This window comes from Clostridium beijerinckii (assembly GCF_008705175.1).
Lineage (GTDB): Bacteria > Bacillota > Clostridia > Clostridiales > Clostridiaceae > Clostridium > Clostridium beijerinckii.
Map to the genome: position 1 here is coordinate 3,059,574 of NZ_CP043998.1, position 19,024 is coordinate 3,078,597.

At 29.5% G+C, this 19,024-nt stretch carries 11 protein-coding genes; 1 reads left to right on the forward strand and 10 read right to left on the reverse strand.

From position 1 onward, the window contains the following. Positions 1 to 3: 3 nt before the first annotated feature. From F3K33_RS13770 to F3K33_RS13800, 7 genes are all read right to left on the reverse strand, one after another. Positions 4 to 1,029, reverse strand: a complete 1,026-nt coding sequence (locus tag F3K33_RS13770) for a response regulator (RefSeq protein ID WP_039768551.1) — start codon at positions 1,027 to 1,029, stop codon at positions 4 to 6. A gap of 1 nt (position 1,030) precedes the next feature. Further along, the gene (locus tag F3K33_RS13775) at positions 1,031 to 2,206 is read right to left on the reverse strand and encodes an HDOD domain-containing protein (RefSeq protein ID WP_039768554.1); all 1,176 of its coding nucleotides are present in this window, start codon (positions 2,204 to 2,206) and stop codon (positions 1,031 to 1,033) included. Then, positions 2,199 to 3,500 carry a PAS domain-containing sensor histidine kinase gene (locus F3K33_RS13780; protein WP_023975420.1) on the reverse strand — a complete coding sequence of 434 codons (1,302 nt, stop codon included), beginning with the start codon at positions 3,498 to 3,500 and terminating at the stop codon, positions 2,199 to 2,201. Before F3K33_RS13780 ends, F3K33_RS13775 begins: the two co-directional genes overlap by 8 nt. A 555-nt stretch (positions 3,501 to 4,055) precedes the next feature. Next, complete coding sequence (locus tag F3K33_RS13785) at positions 4,056 to 4,424, reverse strand: carboxymuconolactone decarboxylase family protein (RefSeq protein WP_012058935.1); 369 nt, start codon at positions 4,422 to 4,424, stop codon at positions 4,056 to 4,058. 4 nt (positions 4,425 to 4,428) lie between these two features. Beyond that, a complete protein-coding gene (locus F3K33_RS13790) occupies positions 4,429 to 6,060 on the reverse strand; it encodes a thiamine pyrophosphate-binding protein (protein ID WP_023975421.1) in 1,632 nt (543 codons plus the stop codon). Between the two features lie 119 nt (positions 6,061 to 6,179). Beyond that, complete coding sequence (locus tag F3K33_RS13795) at positions 6,180 to 8,123, reverse strand: NAD(P)/FAD-dependent oxidoreductase (protein WP_023975422.1); 1,944 nt, start codon at positions 8,121 to 8,123, stop codon at positions 6,180 to 6,182. A 125-nt stretch (positions 8,124 to 8,248) separates the two neighbouring features. Then, complete coding sequence (locus tag F3K33_RS13800; protein WP_039768559.1) at positions 8,249 to 9,688, reverse strand: ATP-binding protein; 1,440 nt, start codon at positions 9,686 to 9,688, stop codon at positions 8,249 to 8,251. 1,107 nt (positions 9,689 to 10,795) lie between these two features. Here F3K33_RS13800 and F3K33_RS13805 point away from each other — a divergent pair. Next, positions 10,796 to 12,046, forward strand: a complete 1,251-nt coding sequence (locus tag F3K33_RS13805) for a hypothetical protein (protein ID WP_039768562.1) — start codon at positions 10,796 to 10,798, stop codon at positions 12,044 to 12,046. Positions 12,047 to 12,167: 121 nt separating this feature from the next. Here the strand turns inward: F3K33_RS13805 and F3K33_RS13810 are convergent, their stop codons facing one another. The 3 genes from F3K33_RS13810 to F3K33_RS13820 all read right to left on the reverse strand — a co-directional run bounded on the left by F3K33_RS13810 (position 12,168) and on the right by F3K33_RS13820 (position 18,964). Further along, positions 12,168 to 14,201 (reverse strand): Na+/H+ antiporter, encoded by a 2,034-nt coding sequence (locus F3K33_RS13810; RefSeq protein WP_023975426.1) that lies wholly within the window; start codon positions 14,199 to 14,201, stop codon positions 12,168 to 12,170. A gap of 509 nt (positions 14,202 to 14,710) precedes the next feature. After that, entirely contained in the window at positions 14,711 to 16,180 is a 1,470-nt protein-coding gene (locus tag F3K33_RS13815; protein ID WP_023975427.1) for a leucyl aminopeptidase, read from the reverse strand. 639 nt (positions 16,181 to 16,819) lie between these two features. Beyond that, entirely contained in the window at positions 16,820 to 18,964 is a 2,145-nt protein-coding gene (locus tag F3K33_RS13820) for a BglG family transcription antiterminator (RefSeq protein WP_039768564.1), read from the reverse strand. Positions 18,965 to 19,024 lie beyond the last annotated feature (60 nt).

Here is a 19,024-nt window from a genome sequence, read left to right on the forward strand (position 1 = left end):
CTCCTAATCTGCAATTTTTAGACCTGTATTAATGTTTATTAAGAACTTATCAGGAACTATAGTAATCTTACCTCCAAACATTTTACCCAAATTATCTAAGAAATTTAATATTAATTTAGCTTCTGTCTTACTAATAGTCTTTAAGAAATTATTCTTATTTCTAATGAAGAAATTGATATTTAAAGTAGTTTTATGTGTGAAGTTTAATAATATTTCGTCTTCTTTCGAATCCCAAGTAATAACTTCTAAAACATTATTAAATATTAACTCAAATACTCTCTTGTTACCTAAATAATTAATTTGAGCAGTATTATTATTATCATAAATTATGGGTAAATTTCTGCTTTTTAATTCATCAAACTTGGACTGTAAAGAATTTAAAGTGAAGGTTTCAGAAATACTTGGAATAGTCTCTAAATATTGAAAATATACTTTATCTATCAGCTGATTTATATATTTCTGCCTAGAGCACTCATCCTTTGAATTGTCATACATATTATTTTTTAAATCAAAGATTATTTTTGAAACCACTTTAATATAATTAATATCCTTTTGACTATTCTTTACTAAATTGTTATTACTATCAAGAATCTTTTTGTATAACTTATTTTTTTCTTCTATTTGAACTTTAAATATTTCATTTTCCTTTACTAATTTATAATACTCTAAAGCTTCATGAATAGCTGGAAGAAATTCCTCTTCATTATTCCATGGCTTTGTAATATACTTAAAAACGCCTACTTTATTTACTGTAACTATTACCTGAGATATTTGAGCATATCCAGAGAGTACCATTCTAACAGTGTTAGGAGATATTTCTTTAACTTTTTCTAAAAGCTCTAAACCATTCATCTTCGGCATTCTCATATCTGTAACTATTACAGCTATTTCATTTTCTTGAAATTGTTCTAATGCCTTTTCGCCACTAGCTGCAAAAAGTGATTTAAAATCTTCTTGAATAGTTATTCTCTTTATTGAATTTAATATATTAGTTTCATCATCTACAAAAAGTACATTAAATCTGTCCATATTAACTCTTCCTTTCCAATAAGTTTTTTACTATCTGTTCGCATCTTTGTTCATTTATTCCGTAATTTTGCAAAATCTCTAGATAAAGCTTTGGTGCATAACTTGGTTTTATTATTTTCCAAGAATAATAATCTGCTATGTGAATCATTGATACCAGCTCTCTATTTACCTCACTACTTGACATAGGATCATGATGATATAATGCACTTTCTACTACTGCATAAGGTATATCCCACCATTGTAATAGATATCCTCCTAATTCTTCATGATCAATTTTAAATTTTTCCTTCTCTAAACTATTTATTTCACTTAATGATTTATAAGATGCTAATTTGTAAAGCTCATCATACTCCTTATCATATATCTTAAAGAAAGCTACTTTTCCTATATCATGAAGAAGACCTGCTGTACCGTAATAATCAGGGATCTTTTTACCTAAAGCTTTGTTATATAGCTCTATTAGTATTTTATTAGTTAAGTTTGAATGCTCCCATATTTCATTTTTATTATAAAAATCATTTTCTGATTTAAAGACTTCTGCTGTAGCCATGATTGCCTTTAAATTTACCAGCCCAAGGCTTAATACTGCTGTCTTTATTGAAGCTGTCTTTATCCCATAAAAGGCTGAATTTATAATTCTTAGGACTTCAGAACTTAAAGTTATATCAGCCTCAATTAATCTTACTATCCTATCTATATTGTGATCATCATGTTCAACAACATCGTTTATTTCTTGTAGTACAGACGGAATTGTCGGAAGCTTGCCCATTTCTTTTATATGATTTAAGGATATATTATTATGTAATAATTCCTCAGTTTTAAAAACCTCATCAATAGCCCTTCTAAAATCATCCTTTTTCCAAGGCTTAGTTATAAATAGCTTTGCCAAATTATTATAGATAGATTTAAAAACCGTTTTTTCATCTGTAAAGCCACTTAATATTAATCTTGTTACCTCAGGGTATACTAATTTAACCCTTTTTAATAATTCATACCCATCCATTTCGGGCATTCTCATATCACTTACTATTAGATCAATATGGTTTTTTTCAAGAATATCTAAAGCTTCTCTTCCACCGTTTGCAATATATACGTCATAAGGACTGTCAAAAAATTCTCTTCTGATTGAATTTAAAATAGCTTTTTCATCATCTACAAATAAAATAGACTTACTCATTTTGGGTCACCTCTTCCTGTTCTTCATGTCTAGTAGGAAGTTTTATAGTAATCTTTGTACCTTCTCCTAAAACACTGTCAACAATCAAATCTCCCTTATGAGTATTTTTTATAATATCATATGCAATACTTAAACCAAGTCCAGTACCTTTACCTATAGGTTTTGTTGTAAAAAAAGGTTCAAATATTTTATCTAAGTTTTCTTTAGGTATACCTGTCCCATTATCTTCTATAACACAACTTACAAATAAATCATCACTAAAAGTATGAATTTTTAATAATCCAAAATAGTCTAAATCTGCCTTCTCTTGTTTTTCCTTTATAGCGTGAGAAGAATTAATAATAAGATTTAATATAACTTGGTTTATTTCACTAGGAATTGCTTCCACTTGTGGTATTTCATCTAGTTCAATTTCAATATTAGAGTTATATTTAATTTCATTTTTAGCTATAACCAGAGTATTTGTTATTCCATAGTTTAAATCATATTGTTCAAAATTCTTTTCTACAGATGAATGAGCAAAATTTCTCATTGCGGCTATTATCTTCTGAACTCTTTCAATTCCACCTTCTGTATCCTTTAATAACTCATCAATGTCATCCATTATAAAATCTAAATTATATTTTCTTTCTAGATTCTCAACATTTGCCACTTCATCTTTAACCAAGCACATTCCTTCTTTTGAATTAGCCAGTAAACTTTTATATAGCAATATTATCTCATTAAGCTTTTCAACATATTTTTTTAAAGTTCCAAAATTACTTATGATAAAGCCTAAAGGATTATTAATTTCATGAGCTATTCCAGCAGATAGATGACCTAAGTTTGCCAATTTATCTTCTTCAATCATCATAAATTGAGCATTTTCTAAATTTTTAATGCTCCTTTGCAATTCTTCATCTTTAAGTTTCAATTGACTTAGGAGGTTTACCTTTTCTTCAATATTTTCAGAAATAATAAGATATTTCTTAACATTTGAATTTTCCTCAAAAATTTGGCATATAGATACCTTTAGACAAAATACAGAATTTTCTTTATTTTTAGCATAAATTTCACCATTCCAATTTTCAAATAGAAATAGATCGCTTATTTGACGTATCTTATTATCTTCTGCATAACTACTTTCAAAATAAAATAAATTATTAATATTCATATTTTTAAGCTCTTCCTCAGAATAATTCCACATTTTTTCAGTTGAAGCATTAAAGAATTCTAACTTTCCATTAGAATCGGTAATTAGTAAGGACTGCTTGATATTTTTGATTATAGTCTCAAATAAATATTTCATTTCCATAAAAACTCAACCCCATTTTTAAATATTCTTTTATATTACTATAATTTCTACATCAAATACCAAAATCCTTCAACTTTACATTTATTTATAACTTATTACACAATAAATTATATTCTATCTTTAAAAATTCATTTACTTTTTCTATTTCTTGTAAAATAAAAGCAACTTAAACCTAAAAACTTATATAAAATAAATAAAGCTGAGACTTTCTAAATACTAGAAATCCTCAGCTCAACTAATTTTCTATTACACTTTTTGTTTATCCTAATCAGATATCATATGCATTTTTTAATTTCAAGAAATAATCATTTGAAATTTGACCACTTAAATTTATTAGTAAGCAGTTGTTTAACTTGGTACTTATATTAATGGCTTAGAAGTACGCAAAAATATGTTGTATTTAAACGCTCCCAAGTATATAACTCCAATTTTTGATTGTGTGATAATAACTTAATCAGCGAACAAACGCGAGTAAATTTTCTGCTAGAGCTTATTTAATTTAGTACTTGTCACACTAAAAGTAGAAACATGAAGCTATGGAAGGCAATCCTCAATTTAGAGCTTTCCAGCGAAAATTTTTCCTGCAATTCCTAATGCGCTACAAGCTTTAGGGAATCCTACATATGCTGCACATTGCAAAATAATTTCTAAGATCTCTTCTTGTTTTAATCCAGCTTTAAGAGCACCTTTTATATGAAAATCTAATTGTTCAAATGCGCCTTGTGTTATAAGGGCAGTTATTGTTACAATTTCTCTTGTTTTTAAATCCAAATTTGGTCTTGCATATATTTGACCAAATCCAAAAGAAATCATTTTATCCAAAAAGTCTGGAAATATCTCTCCTACAGAATTTATCATCTGTTCACCATTTTCATCTGTCATTTGTTTTAACATATTAATTCCGTTTTCATAATCTTTATTCATTTTACTATCCCCTTTTCATAGTTGGTGGTATTTCATTTGGATCAACCATAACTTCTATTAGAATTGCTTCCTTATGTAAATTTGAAATTTCTAATGCTTCTTTTAATTCAAGTTCATTGCAGCATCTATATGATTTTACACCAAGTGATTCACCAAATTTTTTACCATCTAATGGTACATTATAATTGGTCCCTACTGTCTTTCCAAAAAACTTTATCATAGCTTTTTCTGGCATATCTAATCTTCCATTATTTATTACTATAAAGGTAACTGGAATATTATAATTTGCTGCTGTTGAAATTTCAGCTCCCTGCATAAAGGTACATCCATCACCAGTTATGCAAACAATTCTAGAATTATAGTTTGCTAGTTGTGCTCCAATTGAGTAACCTATGGCATGTCCCATAGCTCCAAATACGTCATCAAAAAAGAATGTACCTGGTTTTCTGATATTAAAATATCTTATTGCATAAAAAGAATGACTACCATCATCGCCAAAAACGACAGCATCATCTGGTAATACTTTTCTTATTATTTCCATAGCATGAGCAGATGAAAGATACTTATTGTTTTCTTTAATATTATTTTTAAATTCATAAATCTTTTCTAATAAAGTATATTCTTTTCTTCTCTTATCTTTAGCTTTATCTAATACTAGCTGTAGATTAGCTTTGATATCGCCAATAATAGGTAGAGTTTTAACTGGTAATGCTTTTTCTATGAATGTATTATCATAATCTAAATGAACTACTTCTTTAGGATAATTGTCTGGTGATATTCCTACTAAAGACATATCAGATAGTTTACTTCCTATGACTATCATTAAGTCTGTATCTTTCTTAATATATTCACTTGATTTATCTGTACCGCCTAAGCCTAATGCGCCAAGTGATAAAGGATGGTTCTCAGAAAATGTTCCTTTTCCTCCTGGAGTCGTCATAACTGGTATGTCCCAAATTTCAGCTATGTTTTTAATTTCTTCGTAAGCTAGACTTGAATGTACTCCTTTGCCTGCCAATATAACAGGTTTTCTAGCATTATTTAGTTTACTAACAAATTCATCTAATCTCGAGGATATTAGTTTATCCATATTGTTAGGTAAATCAAGTTCAAATTCATCTATTTCTTCATCAAGTATGTCAAGAGGTATTGATAAATGAACTGGCCCTTTGACACCTGAATAAGCTTTTTCTAATGCATGTTTTAATAATATTTGAAACTGATCAGCTCTTTCGACTCTAGCACTAAATTTAGTAACTGATTCAAACATCCTAACTAAATCTGTACCAAAAATTGTTGAATCTTGTCCTATAGCTTTCCCAATATTATGCATAGATTGCTGCCCAGTAATAAATAGTACTGGTACATGGTAAGCTTTAGCCTGTCCTGCAGCAGTTAATGCGTTTGTGCCTCCAGGTCCAGAAGTTACAAGAGCAACACCCAATTTCTTGTTAATTAATGAGTAACCTGCTGCTGCATAACCAGCGCCACTTTCATGTTTACTTAAAATAAAATTAATATCTTGTCTATCCAATTCCATAATCAAAGAAGCAAGAGGTCTTCCTGGTACTCCAAAAACATTATTAATCCCCCATTTCCTAAAATTGGATACTAAAATAGATGCTATGTTTCTCATATGTATCTCTCCTTTTATAATTAATATTAATATTCTAAAAAGTAATTTTAGAATATTAATCATCTTATCTGATGCCCAGCTACACTAACACTTATATGCTTCCTGAATCAAGTTTTACCTTATTCCAAACTAATTGCTGCATAGAATCCCATACGCACAGCTGTACCAACGTTCCCAACTTTTTCACAATCGCCTATAAACCTAGTTTTTGTATAATATTTTGCTTTTATTGCCTCTGCCAGTTTATTGTTCATTACCATGCCCAAGGCATTAATCATACTATCAGCTTTTATAAATTCAGATGAACCATCATGTGTTTCTATATAAACACCGTTACTATCAATTGATGTAACTTTGCTATTTGTATGAATTTTCACTCCAGATTTATAAAGCATAGGTATTAATGATGCTGCATTAGCAAACAAAGCATCCTTTGCAACTGAATCTGACATTTCAATAATCGTAACTTTCTTACCATATTCAGTAGCTAGTTCCAAAGCACTATCACAGCCTGATAAGCCGCCCCCACATATAACAATATTTTCACCTTTTAATAATTCTTTATTTTTATGTACCTCAATTAAATTAATAATATTTAAACCGTCGATACCAGGAATTTGAGGATTAGCTGGAACTGCGCCTGTTCCTACGATGATTTTATCGCACTTTGCTAATATCTCATCAGCAGCAGTAACTTCTGTGTCTAGTTGAATTTTAACATTCAATTTCTTAAGCTGAACACCATACCAATCTATTAATCTGCATAACTTATTCTTAAAAGCAGGTGTCGAAACTGCTGCAATCTGGCCCCCAATTACTTTTTCTTTTTCAAATAGAGTAACCTTATGTCCCTCAATTGCAGCAACACGTGCTGCCTCTAACCCTGCTGGCCCCGCTCCTATAACTACGACATTTTGTGGAATTTTAGTATGCTTAATATTAAAACGCTTTTCATTACAAGCTTGCGGATTTACAGAACAACTTAACTTAGTAAATCTAGCTGCAATACGTCCTATACATCCCTCATTACAGCGAATGCATGGTCTTATATCTTCACGATTACCACACATAAGCTTATTTGGTAGTTCTGGATCTGCTATTAGAGGACGTCCAAACATGACAAGATCAGCATTTCCAGATTCTATTAACCTAACTGCTGTTTCGGGCGTATGATTTCCCGAATTAAGTATTGGAAGATTAACAGCTTTGCGTGTAGGCTCACATAAATATTCCATACATGCATCTCCCAAATATGAAGGTGGAAAAACATATTCAATTGCTTCAGACGATCCTGCATCTATATCTATGGCATCAACTCCTACCTCTTCTAGTAGTTTAATAAGATGCATGCTGTCTTCTATAGTACGCCCACCTTCAAAACGATGATCAAGTGACATACGAAATAATATTGGCATATCTGGTCCAACAGCATTTCTTATTGAACGAACAATTTCCATAGGAAATCGAGCGCGTTTTTCATCTGTTCCACCATACTCATCCTCACGTTTATTCCATATTGGAGACATAAATTGATCTATTAAATCTCCAGCATGTCCATGTATCTCAATCGCATCAAAACCTGCATTTTTAACATTTTTGGCAGAATATGCAAATTTTTTAATAATTTCTTTTATATCGTAATGACTCATAGGCCTACAATTAACTTTTCTATTATATGCTGCTGGTATAGGTGATGCTGACATCGGTGGCTCTCCATATTCGTTTGGAAGTGCATTACGTCCTGTACCACAACATAATTGGGCAGCTATTCTTGCCCCGTATCTTTGCACAGTTTCACAAAGAGTAGTAAGTTTTGGTATTACATACGTATGCTCTAATATACCTGAAAGAGGCCCTTGTGCTATATCATGTGAGATAAACTGAGCGCCCATAATTATAAGTCCAGCTCCGCCTCTTGCACGTTCCTCATAATAATCAATTTCATCATTTGAAATAGTACCATCACTATTGGATGCATTAATTCCTATAGGCGAAAAAACTATTCTATTTTTAACCTCCATGTTTCCAATTTTAAATGGTGTAAATAACTTCTTATAGTCCATAATAACTCTGTCATTCCCTTCTCGATACCTATCAAAATCTATATAGATACATTAAATAAATAACTCAATACTTAAATAGCTCAGTCTATAAAATTTTTTCATATATTACTTTTATAAATATCCCTTTAAAAATAAATATCAGAAAATTCAACATTAATGGCATTTACTAATCCATTATCTGAAGATATAAATGCTCTATTTTTCTCCTCAAATGTAACTTCTTTAATAGGTAGCGTTATTGTGAATTTACTGCCAATTCCTAATTCACTTTCTACCTCAATGCTTCCTTCTAATATTTCTACCAACATCTTTACTAATGCTAAACCAATCCCACTACCTTCTGCCTGTCTTGAAAGATTATTATCAACTTGTCCAAATCGTTCAAAAATCACTTCACGTTTATCTTCTGGAATCCCTACCCCAGTATCAATCACAGCAATTGATACTGTTTTATTCTTCATATTTTCTGTAATCTCAACAGTTATCCTTCCACCTTCTGGTGTGAATTTTATTGCATTTGATAAAAGATTCAAAATTATGCGTTCATATTTTTCATCATCTATTGAAGTATTTATGCTATATGTATTAGTTTTAAATCCAAACATAATCTTTTTTTGATCTGCATATATTTTTATAGATTCTGCAATCAATTGTGTTATAAATACAATATCTATGTTCTTTTGGTTTAATTTAAATTGATCTGCTTTTAACTTGGTAATATCTAACAAGTTATTTACAAGCCTCAACTGCCTGAAAGCATTTCGCTTTATGCTTCCTATTAAGTTTTTGACTGATTGAGGAATCTGATTAATATATACCTGTTCAATCAATTGAATAGCTGAATAAATTACATTTATTGGTGTTTTAAATTCATGAGTAATAAGGGTTATAAATTCATCTTTCATCACAAGGTCTTTTTCTAAAAGCTCCCTTTGCTTTTTTTCCGATTCATATAATAGTTCTTTTTGCTTATTAAGCTTACGATTTTGTTTTCTAAGCAATAGTTCTCGTTCTATGGCATCAACTACAGTAGTTAATGTCATTAGAAAAAATGGATTATGAAGTATAACAGCCGTCATTATACATATAGTTCCAAGTAAATTATCATCATCTGAATAGTGAAATGGTACTCCATAACATGCGCTCTTCTGTAAAGAATTATGATAATGATCCTTTCCTATTATCTGTATTGGATGATTTTGTTTAAGAGTCAAACTAACAACATTTGTTCCCATATCCTCCTCGCGAAATTGAATACCTGGCTTAACTCCAAATTCAAACATTGTTTCTCCTATAGCTTCGTCCCCAAGAATTTCTAATAAATACCCGTTCTCATCAGTAATAGTAACTAATATAGGAGTACCTTCTAAAGATTTAATCATTTTATTGCCAAAAAATTTAACAACATCTAAAACTTCTTTATATATATCTTTCTTTTTAGCTAATTCTAATTCTGATATAGCATTAGGAGACACTCTAGGTTTGTTGGGATCTAATCCTAATTTTCTACACTTCTTTTTTGATTCTATAATATAATCGGCTTCTTGTTCATCTATATCTTGCAACGTATATTGCCTCCTCAAAAGAAAACTTTAGTAATTTATGTATATCGATTCACTTTTTTACATAATTTACCCAACCATTATATCACTAAGTTTCTATTATCGGAATATTTATTCTAATTAATTTCATAATTTACAATTAATTCATATATATTTTATATTTCACGTTTTTAAAATCGCAAAAAAATGTAAAATTGTAACCAATATTACATAAAAATTATTCAAATTAGCAGAAATAATTTTTCAGCTATCTTTACTATTTTCATAATTCATAATAATTGTCTTTTAGAAAATCTTTTAATGCATCTTAACCCTATATCTAATAAAAATTGTTACATTGTTAACTTCTTTTGTTTCTAACTTCTTAACTTTTTTTCTTTTTAAATTGTAAAAAAGTTTTATTTTAAAAAATGTTCGTTCAAAAAAACATTTATTTGTGACTTGCTTTTAAACGCTTTGATTTATCATATAAAAATATTACTATTATTTAACTTAATCCATCAATCACAAATAAAATAAGTGTAAATGCTAATCAATTTCTTAATTAATGGTTGAATATATTAATTTTGTATAATAGTAAAATGAATATTATGTAAATTAATTGATTGTTTTCCATTATAGGGATATAATTAATTGTATGATAAAAAAGACAAACTTAGTCGAATTTAAATATTATTATCTAAGTTTCATATACCAAAGGAACTACAAATAAAGCTAATACCATACTATTCTTGGCTAAGTTCAAAGAACCAAATGTGATAAATGAAATTAAGTCACTTACTCGACTTAACTAAGTTGTAGCAAGCAAAATCAATTTCAAAGGAGACTGAATCTCTGAGGTTGTTAGCTAAGTTTGAAAACCTAAATGTCAACTTCAAAGGAGGCTAACGCACTACGGTTGTTAGCTAAATACGAGTAACCGAATATAGTAAAGGAGGTTAAGTCGCTAAGCAACTTAACTAAGTTCTAAAAACCAAATATCAACTTCAAAGGAGGCTGACATCCTGCGGTTGTCAGCTAAGTTCGAGAAACCAAATGTAAAATTTGGACTCTCACTTATCACTTATCACTTATTACTTATTAAGTATTTAGTTAGGGGGAAAATTATCAATGATAAACAAAAAAGTTAGTAAATTATTAGGACCAGTTTTTGGAATTATGGGATTTATGTTAACCATGAGTGCATTAGAAATGCCAGCTTTAGCAGCTGATAATGTACAAGCAATTTCTTCTTACACAAGTAGTACAACTTCGGCTGCTGCTACTTATAAAGATTATTCAGTTGATATAAATAAGAGCGTTATTCAAAATGGATTAAAAGTAACATTAGTAAAGGCAACGGTAACAAAGCATAAATTAAATGCAGTAATTAAAGTAGAAAGCATACAACCTTTTGATAAAACTAAAAATGATAATTCGATAATTCAATTACTTTATGGTGAAACTCAACGAGGCGGCGAAAGCATGTCAACTGATTTTATAGATGATAAAACTCTATTAATTACTATAGATCAAGATACTCATGATGAAGAATTTCCTAAAAGCGGTGATTTAAGGCTAGATGTAGTATTTCCAAATTATAAAGTTAACATAGGAATGGATGCAAACGCAGATTTTTCAGGATTATTTAATAATATAATCGAAAAAGATTTATCAACAAAAATTTCTGGGTCTGACAGGACTTTAGATAAATTAGAATCTGATGTTTTAGGAACAACAGTTACTTATAGTGAACCTCAAAAAGACCATGATGATAGGTATATGGATTCTTCAATGATCTTAAAGGTTGGAGATAAAATGTATAAGTTAAGATCCTCTGGAAGCTCTTCAGATGATAAAGTAATAAAAGGAAGATATGAATCAAAGACAGCTACTTATGATATTCTTAAAGACCAAAAAGATATAAGCCTAATACCTTTAACTTGTAATATAACTTGGGACGAATTTAGAAAAACACATGAAAATGGTAATAAAGAAGAAGATACAAATAAAGAAACAACTAATAATGTAACCTATTCAAAATCTTTCGATTTCTCTGATGGAAGTAAAGGGGAAATATATAATATTGAAAGAAATGATAATACTGTAAAAGTATATTGTAAGGGAAGTTCAGAAAAGGCAAGTTTATTAATGGCAAGTAGCATGAGCATGTATTATCATTTTACAGAAGGTCAAGTTTATTACTCTAATTATGATAGCGATAAAAATATGAGTTTCTATAAAGATCCAAATGTTGCTCTTGGATATATCGTAGAGTTTAATAATGTAGAAAAAGATAAGGCATTAGATATAATTTCTAGAGATAATATAGAACAAATAGATAGATATAATCTAGGAAGTGAAATACAAATTTCTAAATAAAATACTGAAATAAAGCAGTAGCTAATCAAGCTACTGCTCTATTCTCCGTTTCACTGTTCTCTTTAACATTAAAACGTATAATGCAATTGCATATCATAAAAAACTGCTTTATCTATATGAATTATTCTGCATGCTTATACAAAATCACACTTTCAATATAATTTATATACCTTCTTAATTCATTTGATTCTTCTCTAGTAATTTCTCCCGATTCATACATATTACGAACTGCTGAACGCTCTATATCCATGGCTTTAATTCTTAGTTCTTCCTTTTGTTTTATGCTTTCCTCATTATATTTAACTACGTTTCCTTTAAATCTATTAATCATGGTTCTGTAATATAGAATTACGTCTTGTGCAGCGTTTGATCCTTCATGACTTCTTAGATATTCCTCTAAGGCTTCAATTGCAGCTTGAAAGGATTTTAATTGAATATCTTTTACTAATTTCAAATTATTTAGCTTGATTTCTTTCCTCTTTTTGAACTTTTTGTAAAAAATCTTCGTTGCTCTCGTTAATTTTCTTACAAGAAACATAGTATCTTGACTAGGATTTCTTAGAAAGACTTCTTCTCTATAATCTAAAGATTTATCAAGTGCTTTAAATACTTGTTCATCAATCTCACTTTTACCCATTAATTCATTAATATATTTTCGTTCTGCCTTTAATGCTATTAATTGTATTTCAACCATTTCTTGATGATTAAAATTTTTCTCGACTGCGCTTGAGGTTTGCTCAAATCTAAGATTTTGAGATATACGTTTATATTCATGAATTAATTCATAAGCTACTGATTCATTTTCATCATTTATTTCTGACTCAACAGCTTTAATACCAGCAAGTAAAAGTTTATTTTTGGCTTCAATTAGGTTTTTATCCCCAATCTGTTTGTCTTCTTCTAATTCACCTTTACATAAAAACGGTAGAAATATTGTTGCGCATATTAATGTGAATAATATTACGCCAGCAGTTAAAAAAAGTATCAGTGAGCGTTCTGGAAATGTATCTCCGTTATCCAAGAAAAAAGGCATTGATAGAACTCCAGCCATTGTAACCGTACCTCTAACACCTGTTAAACTAGTTAATAGCGCTATTTTTACATTAGGCACTTCTATATTTTTACTTTTGCTTAGGCGATATTCATAGAAAGCTGAAATATAAGACCAAATAAAACGAATTGCCAAAATAACAAATCCAATTGCAATAACATATCCAATGGCCTTTAAATTTCCTATATTGGGATCAGCTATTGTTTCACTCATTGATAAGGGAATATTTAATCCTAATAATAAGAATACAATTCCATTTAATACAAATAAAATAATGGACCATATATTTTCTGTAAGTACCTGCTCTTCCGCTATGCTAGTTTCAAATCTTCTGCTGATAAGTGAATGAACAATACCTGCAACCACCACAGCAATTACTCCTGATGCGTGTAAAAATTCCTCAGTGATTATAAATATTACAAATGGAGCTAATATCTGCAGAAGGGAGTGAAAGACAACATCATTTATTCCCTCTTTACGCAAATTAAATCTTATTAATGTCAAGATCAAGGCAAAAATCACACCTAAGACTGCCCCTGCTAAAAATAAATATGAAAAATTTAAAATTGCATCTTTTAATGAGAAATAGCCTGTTACTACAGCAGCTATAGCATAATTAAAGGCTACTATACCTGATGCATCATTTATCAAAGACTCTCCTTTAACAAGATTTAGTACTTTTTCAGGTATATGAATTCTCTTTGCTATACCATTTACAGCCACTGGATCAGTTGGTGATAAAATAGCTGCTAATGCAAAGGCAGCTGCAAGAGGAATTCCTGGTATCATCCAATGAATGAAATATCCTCCACCTATAGTTGTTAATAAAACTAATATTAAAGAATTTCCGAATATTGAACGCCTCATTTTCCATAACTCTTCTCTTGGAAAGTATTTCCCATCATTATATAAAATCGGCGCTACGAATAAGAGAAAAAACCATTCTTCTTCTAATTCAAAAGAAGTATGTTTAAATGCAAATGCAATAATTACACCCAAAACAATTTGTGTCAAAGCTGTAGGTATAGATGGAACATAGTGACTAATAATATTTGAAATCAATAAACATCCCATCAACAATAATATCGTCATTAGTAAATCCACTTCATATCCCCTCCTCTGGTCTATTTTAACTTATATGTTATTACTATTATACATGATAAAATTGCTCAACAATAACATTTTTTTATAAATTAGTATTTTAGGTATGTATCACATTTCTAGTTTGCCCTATAAATATAAAAAAATCACAGGCGACTGTGGTTAAGTTCCGTATTGTGCTTCGCACTCTTTTCATTTAAGTTCCGTATTGTGCTTCGCACTCTTTTCATATGTGTAGATTTTTTTCACGCATCTGCCTTTTTGAATGCATGTGAGAAAAATACTCACATCAGAAATAGCAGCTCCGCTGCATATAAGAACATTTTATACAGGCGAATAAGATTTCTTTTTAAAATGCCAAAACTATCCAAGTAACCTTTTTTAAGTTGCCCACAGATCTTACTGGAATATAAATACCTAAAGAATAAAAAACTTACTAGCTTTTTAGAAGCTAATAAGTTCTATTTTCTAGAAGAAATTCAATAAAAACTGTTAGAGCGCTTTTACTGATCTTAATACCTATTCTTTGCTAAATAGTAAAGAGTCCTTACACCAACTCCTGTACCACCTTTAGAACAATAGCTACTTTCCTTTTCAGTCCATGCTGTACCTGCAATATCTAAATGTAACCAAGGCTTATTTTGTACAAATTCGCCTATAAATAATCCAGCAGTAATAGTACCTGCATGCCTGCCTCCAGTATTTTTTAAATCTGCTATATCGGACTTAATAAGTTTTTTATAATCATCAAAGTCAGGTAATCTCCAAACTTTTTCATCAGCTTTAAGTGATGCGCTTTCTAACTCTTTATAAAACTCATCGTTATTAGATACTACAGCTGTTGTAGTAACTCCAAGTGCAACTAAGGCAGCTCCTGTTAATGTAGCTAAATCTATAACCTTATTAACTTTTTCCTTTTCAATTATATAATGTACCGCATCTATAAGAGTAAGTCTTCCTTCTGCATCTGTATTTAAAACTTCAATGTATTTACCAGCCATAGAACCAATTATATCTCCTGGTTTATATGCTTTGCCAGATATTAAATTTTCACATGCAGCAATTACTCCTACAACATTTATCTTTAGCTTTTTCTTTGCTATAGCACTTATTGCTCCAATAACTGATGCAGCTCCACCCATGTCTGATTTCATTGAATCCATGCTGCTAGTTGGCTTGATAGAATATCCACCTGAATCATAAGTGACTCCCTTTCCAACTAGACCTAATATGTCGTCCTTTTTGCTTTCATCTCCAAAATATCTCATTACAATAAGTCTAGGAGGAAGTTCTGATCCTTTAGCTACTGATAGGAAAGATTCCATTCCAAGTTCATTAATTTTCTTTTCATCGAATACTTCAACTTCAAATCCATATTTGTTTCCAGAGCCAATAACCTTTTCTGCAAGAGTTTCTGGATATAGTACATTAGCTGGTTCATTAACTAAATCCCTTGCAAATTTAGTTGTTTCAACAAGTATCAAAGCTTCATCTATATATTCATCTATTGAGTTTGGCTTTCCATTTTCATCAGTACAGATACTTACTTCAATTTCCGAATTTTCATTAGCTTCAGTCTTGTATTTGTCAAATCTATATTCTCCAAAACCAATTCCTTCAACCATAGACTTCGTAATATCTTCAACTGATAACTTCTTATTAGATGTCATATTTAATGCTATTTTTTTAGCTTTTAATTCAATTGCCTTTTTTATTGCCTTTCCAAAAGAACCTCTTATAATTTCTGTTGTCAACTCATCCTTGCTTCCAAGTCCAATAAATATTATGTCTTGAACTCCACTTTCAACTACATTGGTAGCCACACATATTTCTCCAGCATTACCTTTAAATTTATTGCTTTCTTTAAAATGCTTATATATCACTGTAAGCTTTTCATCTTGCAAATCTTTATTTTCACTATAAACCGGAAGCATAACCAAGTCAGCTTCATTAGCTTTAATTGTATTAATTTTAAATTCCATACTATTCCCTCCATTTATAAAAATTAGTTTATATTCATAATTTTATATCTACTGTTCACTGCGTGTACAAACACTAGAAATATTTCATTCCTTTATAGTTTATTATTTCAATCATAAACTCTTTATATGTTATCTATATTGAAATAATAAATCTGAACTAAATGCTTACTTAAGCCTGGAATGTAGAAACTTGATTCCAACATGCGTATTAAAATTGTAAACAGTATAGATATAATTTGTTTAAGCCTTAACATCTATCATTAATGTTACGCTTTTATTGTAGTTATTATACCATATAATACGAATATGAATACTTTTTTCCATCTTTATACTTTTGATTCTTTTCAAACCAATTGAAAATCATATTATATAAGTTATAACTTCAAATAGTGTATGTCAGCGACGGACTTAACAAAATTATAATTTACTACAAGATAAAGCTATTTTTATTATACTTTCTGAAATCTTTGCCTTAATAGGTAGTTCCTAAAGAAGAAAAAGCACTGCACTAAATATATGAATTTAGCACAATGCTTACATATTAAAAATAGTTTTATTCAATTATACTGTTGAGCTTTAAAGAATCACGCTTACTTGCTTTTGTCATCAATATAGAACTTTTCATCGTCATTTATCTTTTTATCTAGATAAATTAAATATTCTCAGAACCTCTTCTACAGAATTAGTTCTATTCATTTCATCTATAAAATCATCTTGTTCTATTATTTTCATTAATTCCTTCAAAGCCTTCATGTGACTTTTATTATCTATTACTGACATAGTTATTATTACCTTTACCGGATCATTTTCAAGGTTTCCAAATTTAATTGGATATTTTAATGTCATAATACTAAAGCCAATTTTATATACTCCATCTTCTGGCCTTGCATGAGGCATTGCTATTCCTGGTAAAATAACTATATACGAGCCCAATTTTTCAACATTATTTATCATAGCATCAATATAAGAGTCATTTATGCAACTGTTTCTTTTAAGGATTTGTCCACCTTTTACTATTGCATCTTTCCAGTTTTCTGCTTCTTCATTTAGTTTAATACATTTATCATTTATTATTTCATTTAATGAAGGCTGGATTATTTCTTTGTATGAACTTAAGCATGTCACTATTTCTTTTTCTAAATTTGAGTAGTTATTTATTATGCAGTTCTTATCAACTATATTTAGTATATTTTTTATGACACTTCTTTTGGATTCCAAATTCATATTATAATATTCATCATCTTCATTAAAACATTTAGAAAAACTTTTTTCACTTTCAAACTCTTTCTTATTTTCAATATCATCAAGTGCTTGCGGATATTTTGAAAAGAATAGGCTTAACTCACTTATATTTTTTTCTGTCAAAAATGGACTTACTAAAATACATCTTGTACCTATTATACTAATTGGGATTGTTGTTATAATTAAATCTATAGGTTCTCTTTTTGCTATCCTTTCAATATCGTGGCTTGAAACTGTATCTATTATGTTTATGTCAAATATGGATTTAAGCTTTATTGATACAAATTTTGATGTCCCGGCTCCAGTAGCACATACAACTAAAACTCTAGGCTTTATCTTGTTTAAATTCTTTATCCTCTCTAAAGATGCCATAAAGTGCAAAGTTATATAGCCAATTTCTTCTTTGCTTATTTCTGCATTTAAATCCTTTTTCAAAAATATCAGGCTTTCTTCTACTAAAGTAAAAACTTCCTTATATTTATATATAATTTCATCAAGAAGAGGATTATTTATACTGACTCCATGTTTTAATCTATAAACCATTGGCCTTATATGCTGAATTAATCCTTCTAAAAGATGCTCATCCGCTTCAAAATTATACTTTGTCCTTTTTCCAACTTCACTTATCAATGTAGCGGAAATAAGCTGTATATATACTAGATCATCATTTTTTTCTTCTTTTAACATTACGTTACTTCCAAGAAGATGTATTGTCATATACCCAATTTCACTTTTAGGTATTTTTATATCATATCTATTCTCCAGCATTCTTGCCATTGCAGAAGCTATAGAAAATTCACAAGTTTTACTTAAATTTTTAAGCTCATTATCATCCATTACAATATCTTTAGCAAGTTCAATCCTCTTTATGGCAATTGCAATATGAATTAATAAATTGTTAAATGAATAATCAGATAATGTACTTTCTAATTGATCTTCTGCAGTCTTTATTACATTACCAATAAATTCTATATCCATATCCTTAAATAACTTTTTAAAATTAACACCAATCAAATCTGAGTCAGCTACATTTTCAAGCATAAGATTCGAAACAACTTTTCTAAGATCTTTCTCATCTCCAATAGCTTTTATTCCTTTGGATTTTTCACTTTGAAGCTTTATATTATTACCTTCAAGTAATTTTCTTACTTCTTTAAGGTCATTATTAATAGTTCCCCTGCTGACGAACATATTTTCAGCCAGGCTGTTTATTGTTAGATAGCTATTTTTTTCTAATAACTTATAGATTATATAAATTATTCTTTCCTTTTGAGACATAACATAATCATAGCTGTTTATGGATTCCATTAAGTTTAAAAGTCTCTTATTCTCATCTTGCCTTAAATCTATTGATATTCCCTCATTAGGTTTCCTAACTAATGGGTTTAAATTTATTTCTTTTAAATATTCATCTATTCTATCTAAATCATATCTTATACTTCTAGAACTTATTTTAAACTTAAGAGCAATATCCTTTATAGTTATAGGTACACTGCTGTTTGCTATGATTTTTAGTATATCTGAACACCTGCTATTTAGCATATTATACACCTGCTTTTAATAATATCACTCACTTTTTAAGGCATATGAAAGAAAATAACA

Excerpts from the sequence above, each read along its gene's own strand:
- F3K33_RS13785 (WP_012058935.1), bottom strand. The coding sequence starts at position 4,424 with ATGAATAAAGATTATGAAAACGGAATTAATATGTTAAAACAAATGACA.
- F3K33_RS13820 (WP_039768564.1), bottom strand. The coding sequence starts at position 18,964 with ATGCTAAATAGCAGGTGTTCAGATATACTAAAAATCATAGCAAACAGC.
- F3K33_RS13770 (WP_039768551.1), bottom strand. The coding sequence starts at position 1,029 with ATGGACAGATTTAATGTACTTTTTGTAGATGATGAAACTAATATATTA.
- F3K33_RS13795 (WP_023975422.1), bottom strand. The coding sequence starts at position 8,123 with ATGGACTATAAGAAGTTATTTACACCATTTAAAATTGGAAACATGGAG.
- F3K33_RS13780 (WP_023975420.1), bottom strand. The coding sequence starts at position 3,500 with ATGGAAATGAAATATTTATTTGAGACTATAATCAAAAATATCAAGCAG.
- F3K33_RS13805 (WP_039768562.1), top strand. The coding sequence starts at position 10,796 with ATGATAAACAAAAAAGTTAGTAAATTATTAGGACCAGTTTTTGGAATT.
- F3K33_RS13775 (WP_039768554.1), bottom strand. The coding sequence starts at position 2,206 with ATGAGTAAGTCTATTTTATTTGTAGATGATGAAAAAGCTATTTTAAAT.
- F3K33_RS13815 (WP_023975427.1), bottom strand. The coding sequence starts at position 16,180 with ATGGAATTTAAAATTAATACAATTAAAGCTAATGAAGCTGACTTGGTT.
- F3K33_RS13790 (WP_023975421.1), bottom strand. The coding sequence starts at position 6,060 with ATGAGAAACATAGCATCTATTTTAGTATCCAATTTTAGGAAATGGGGG.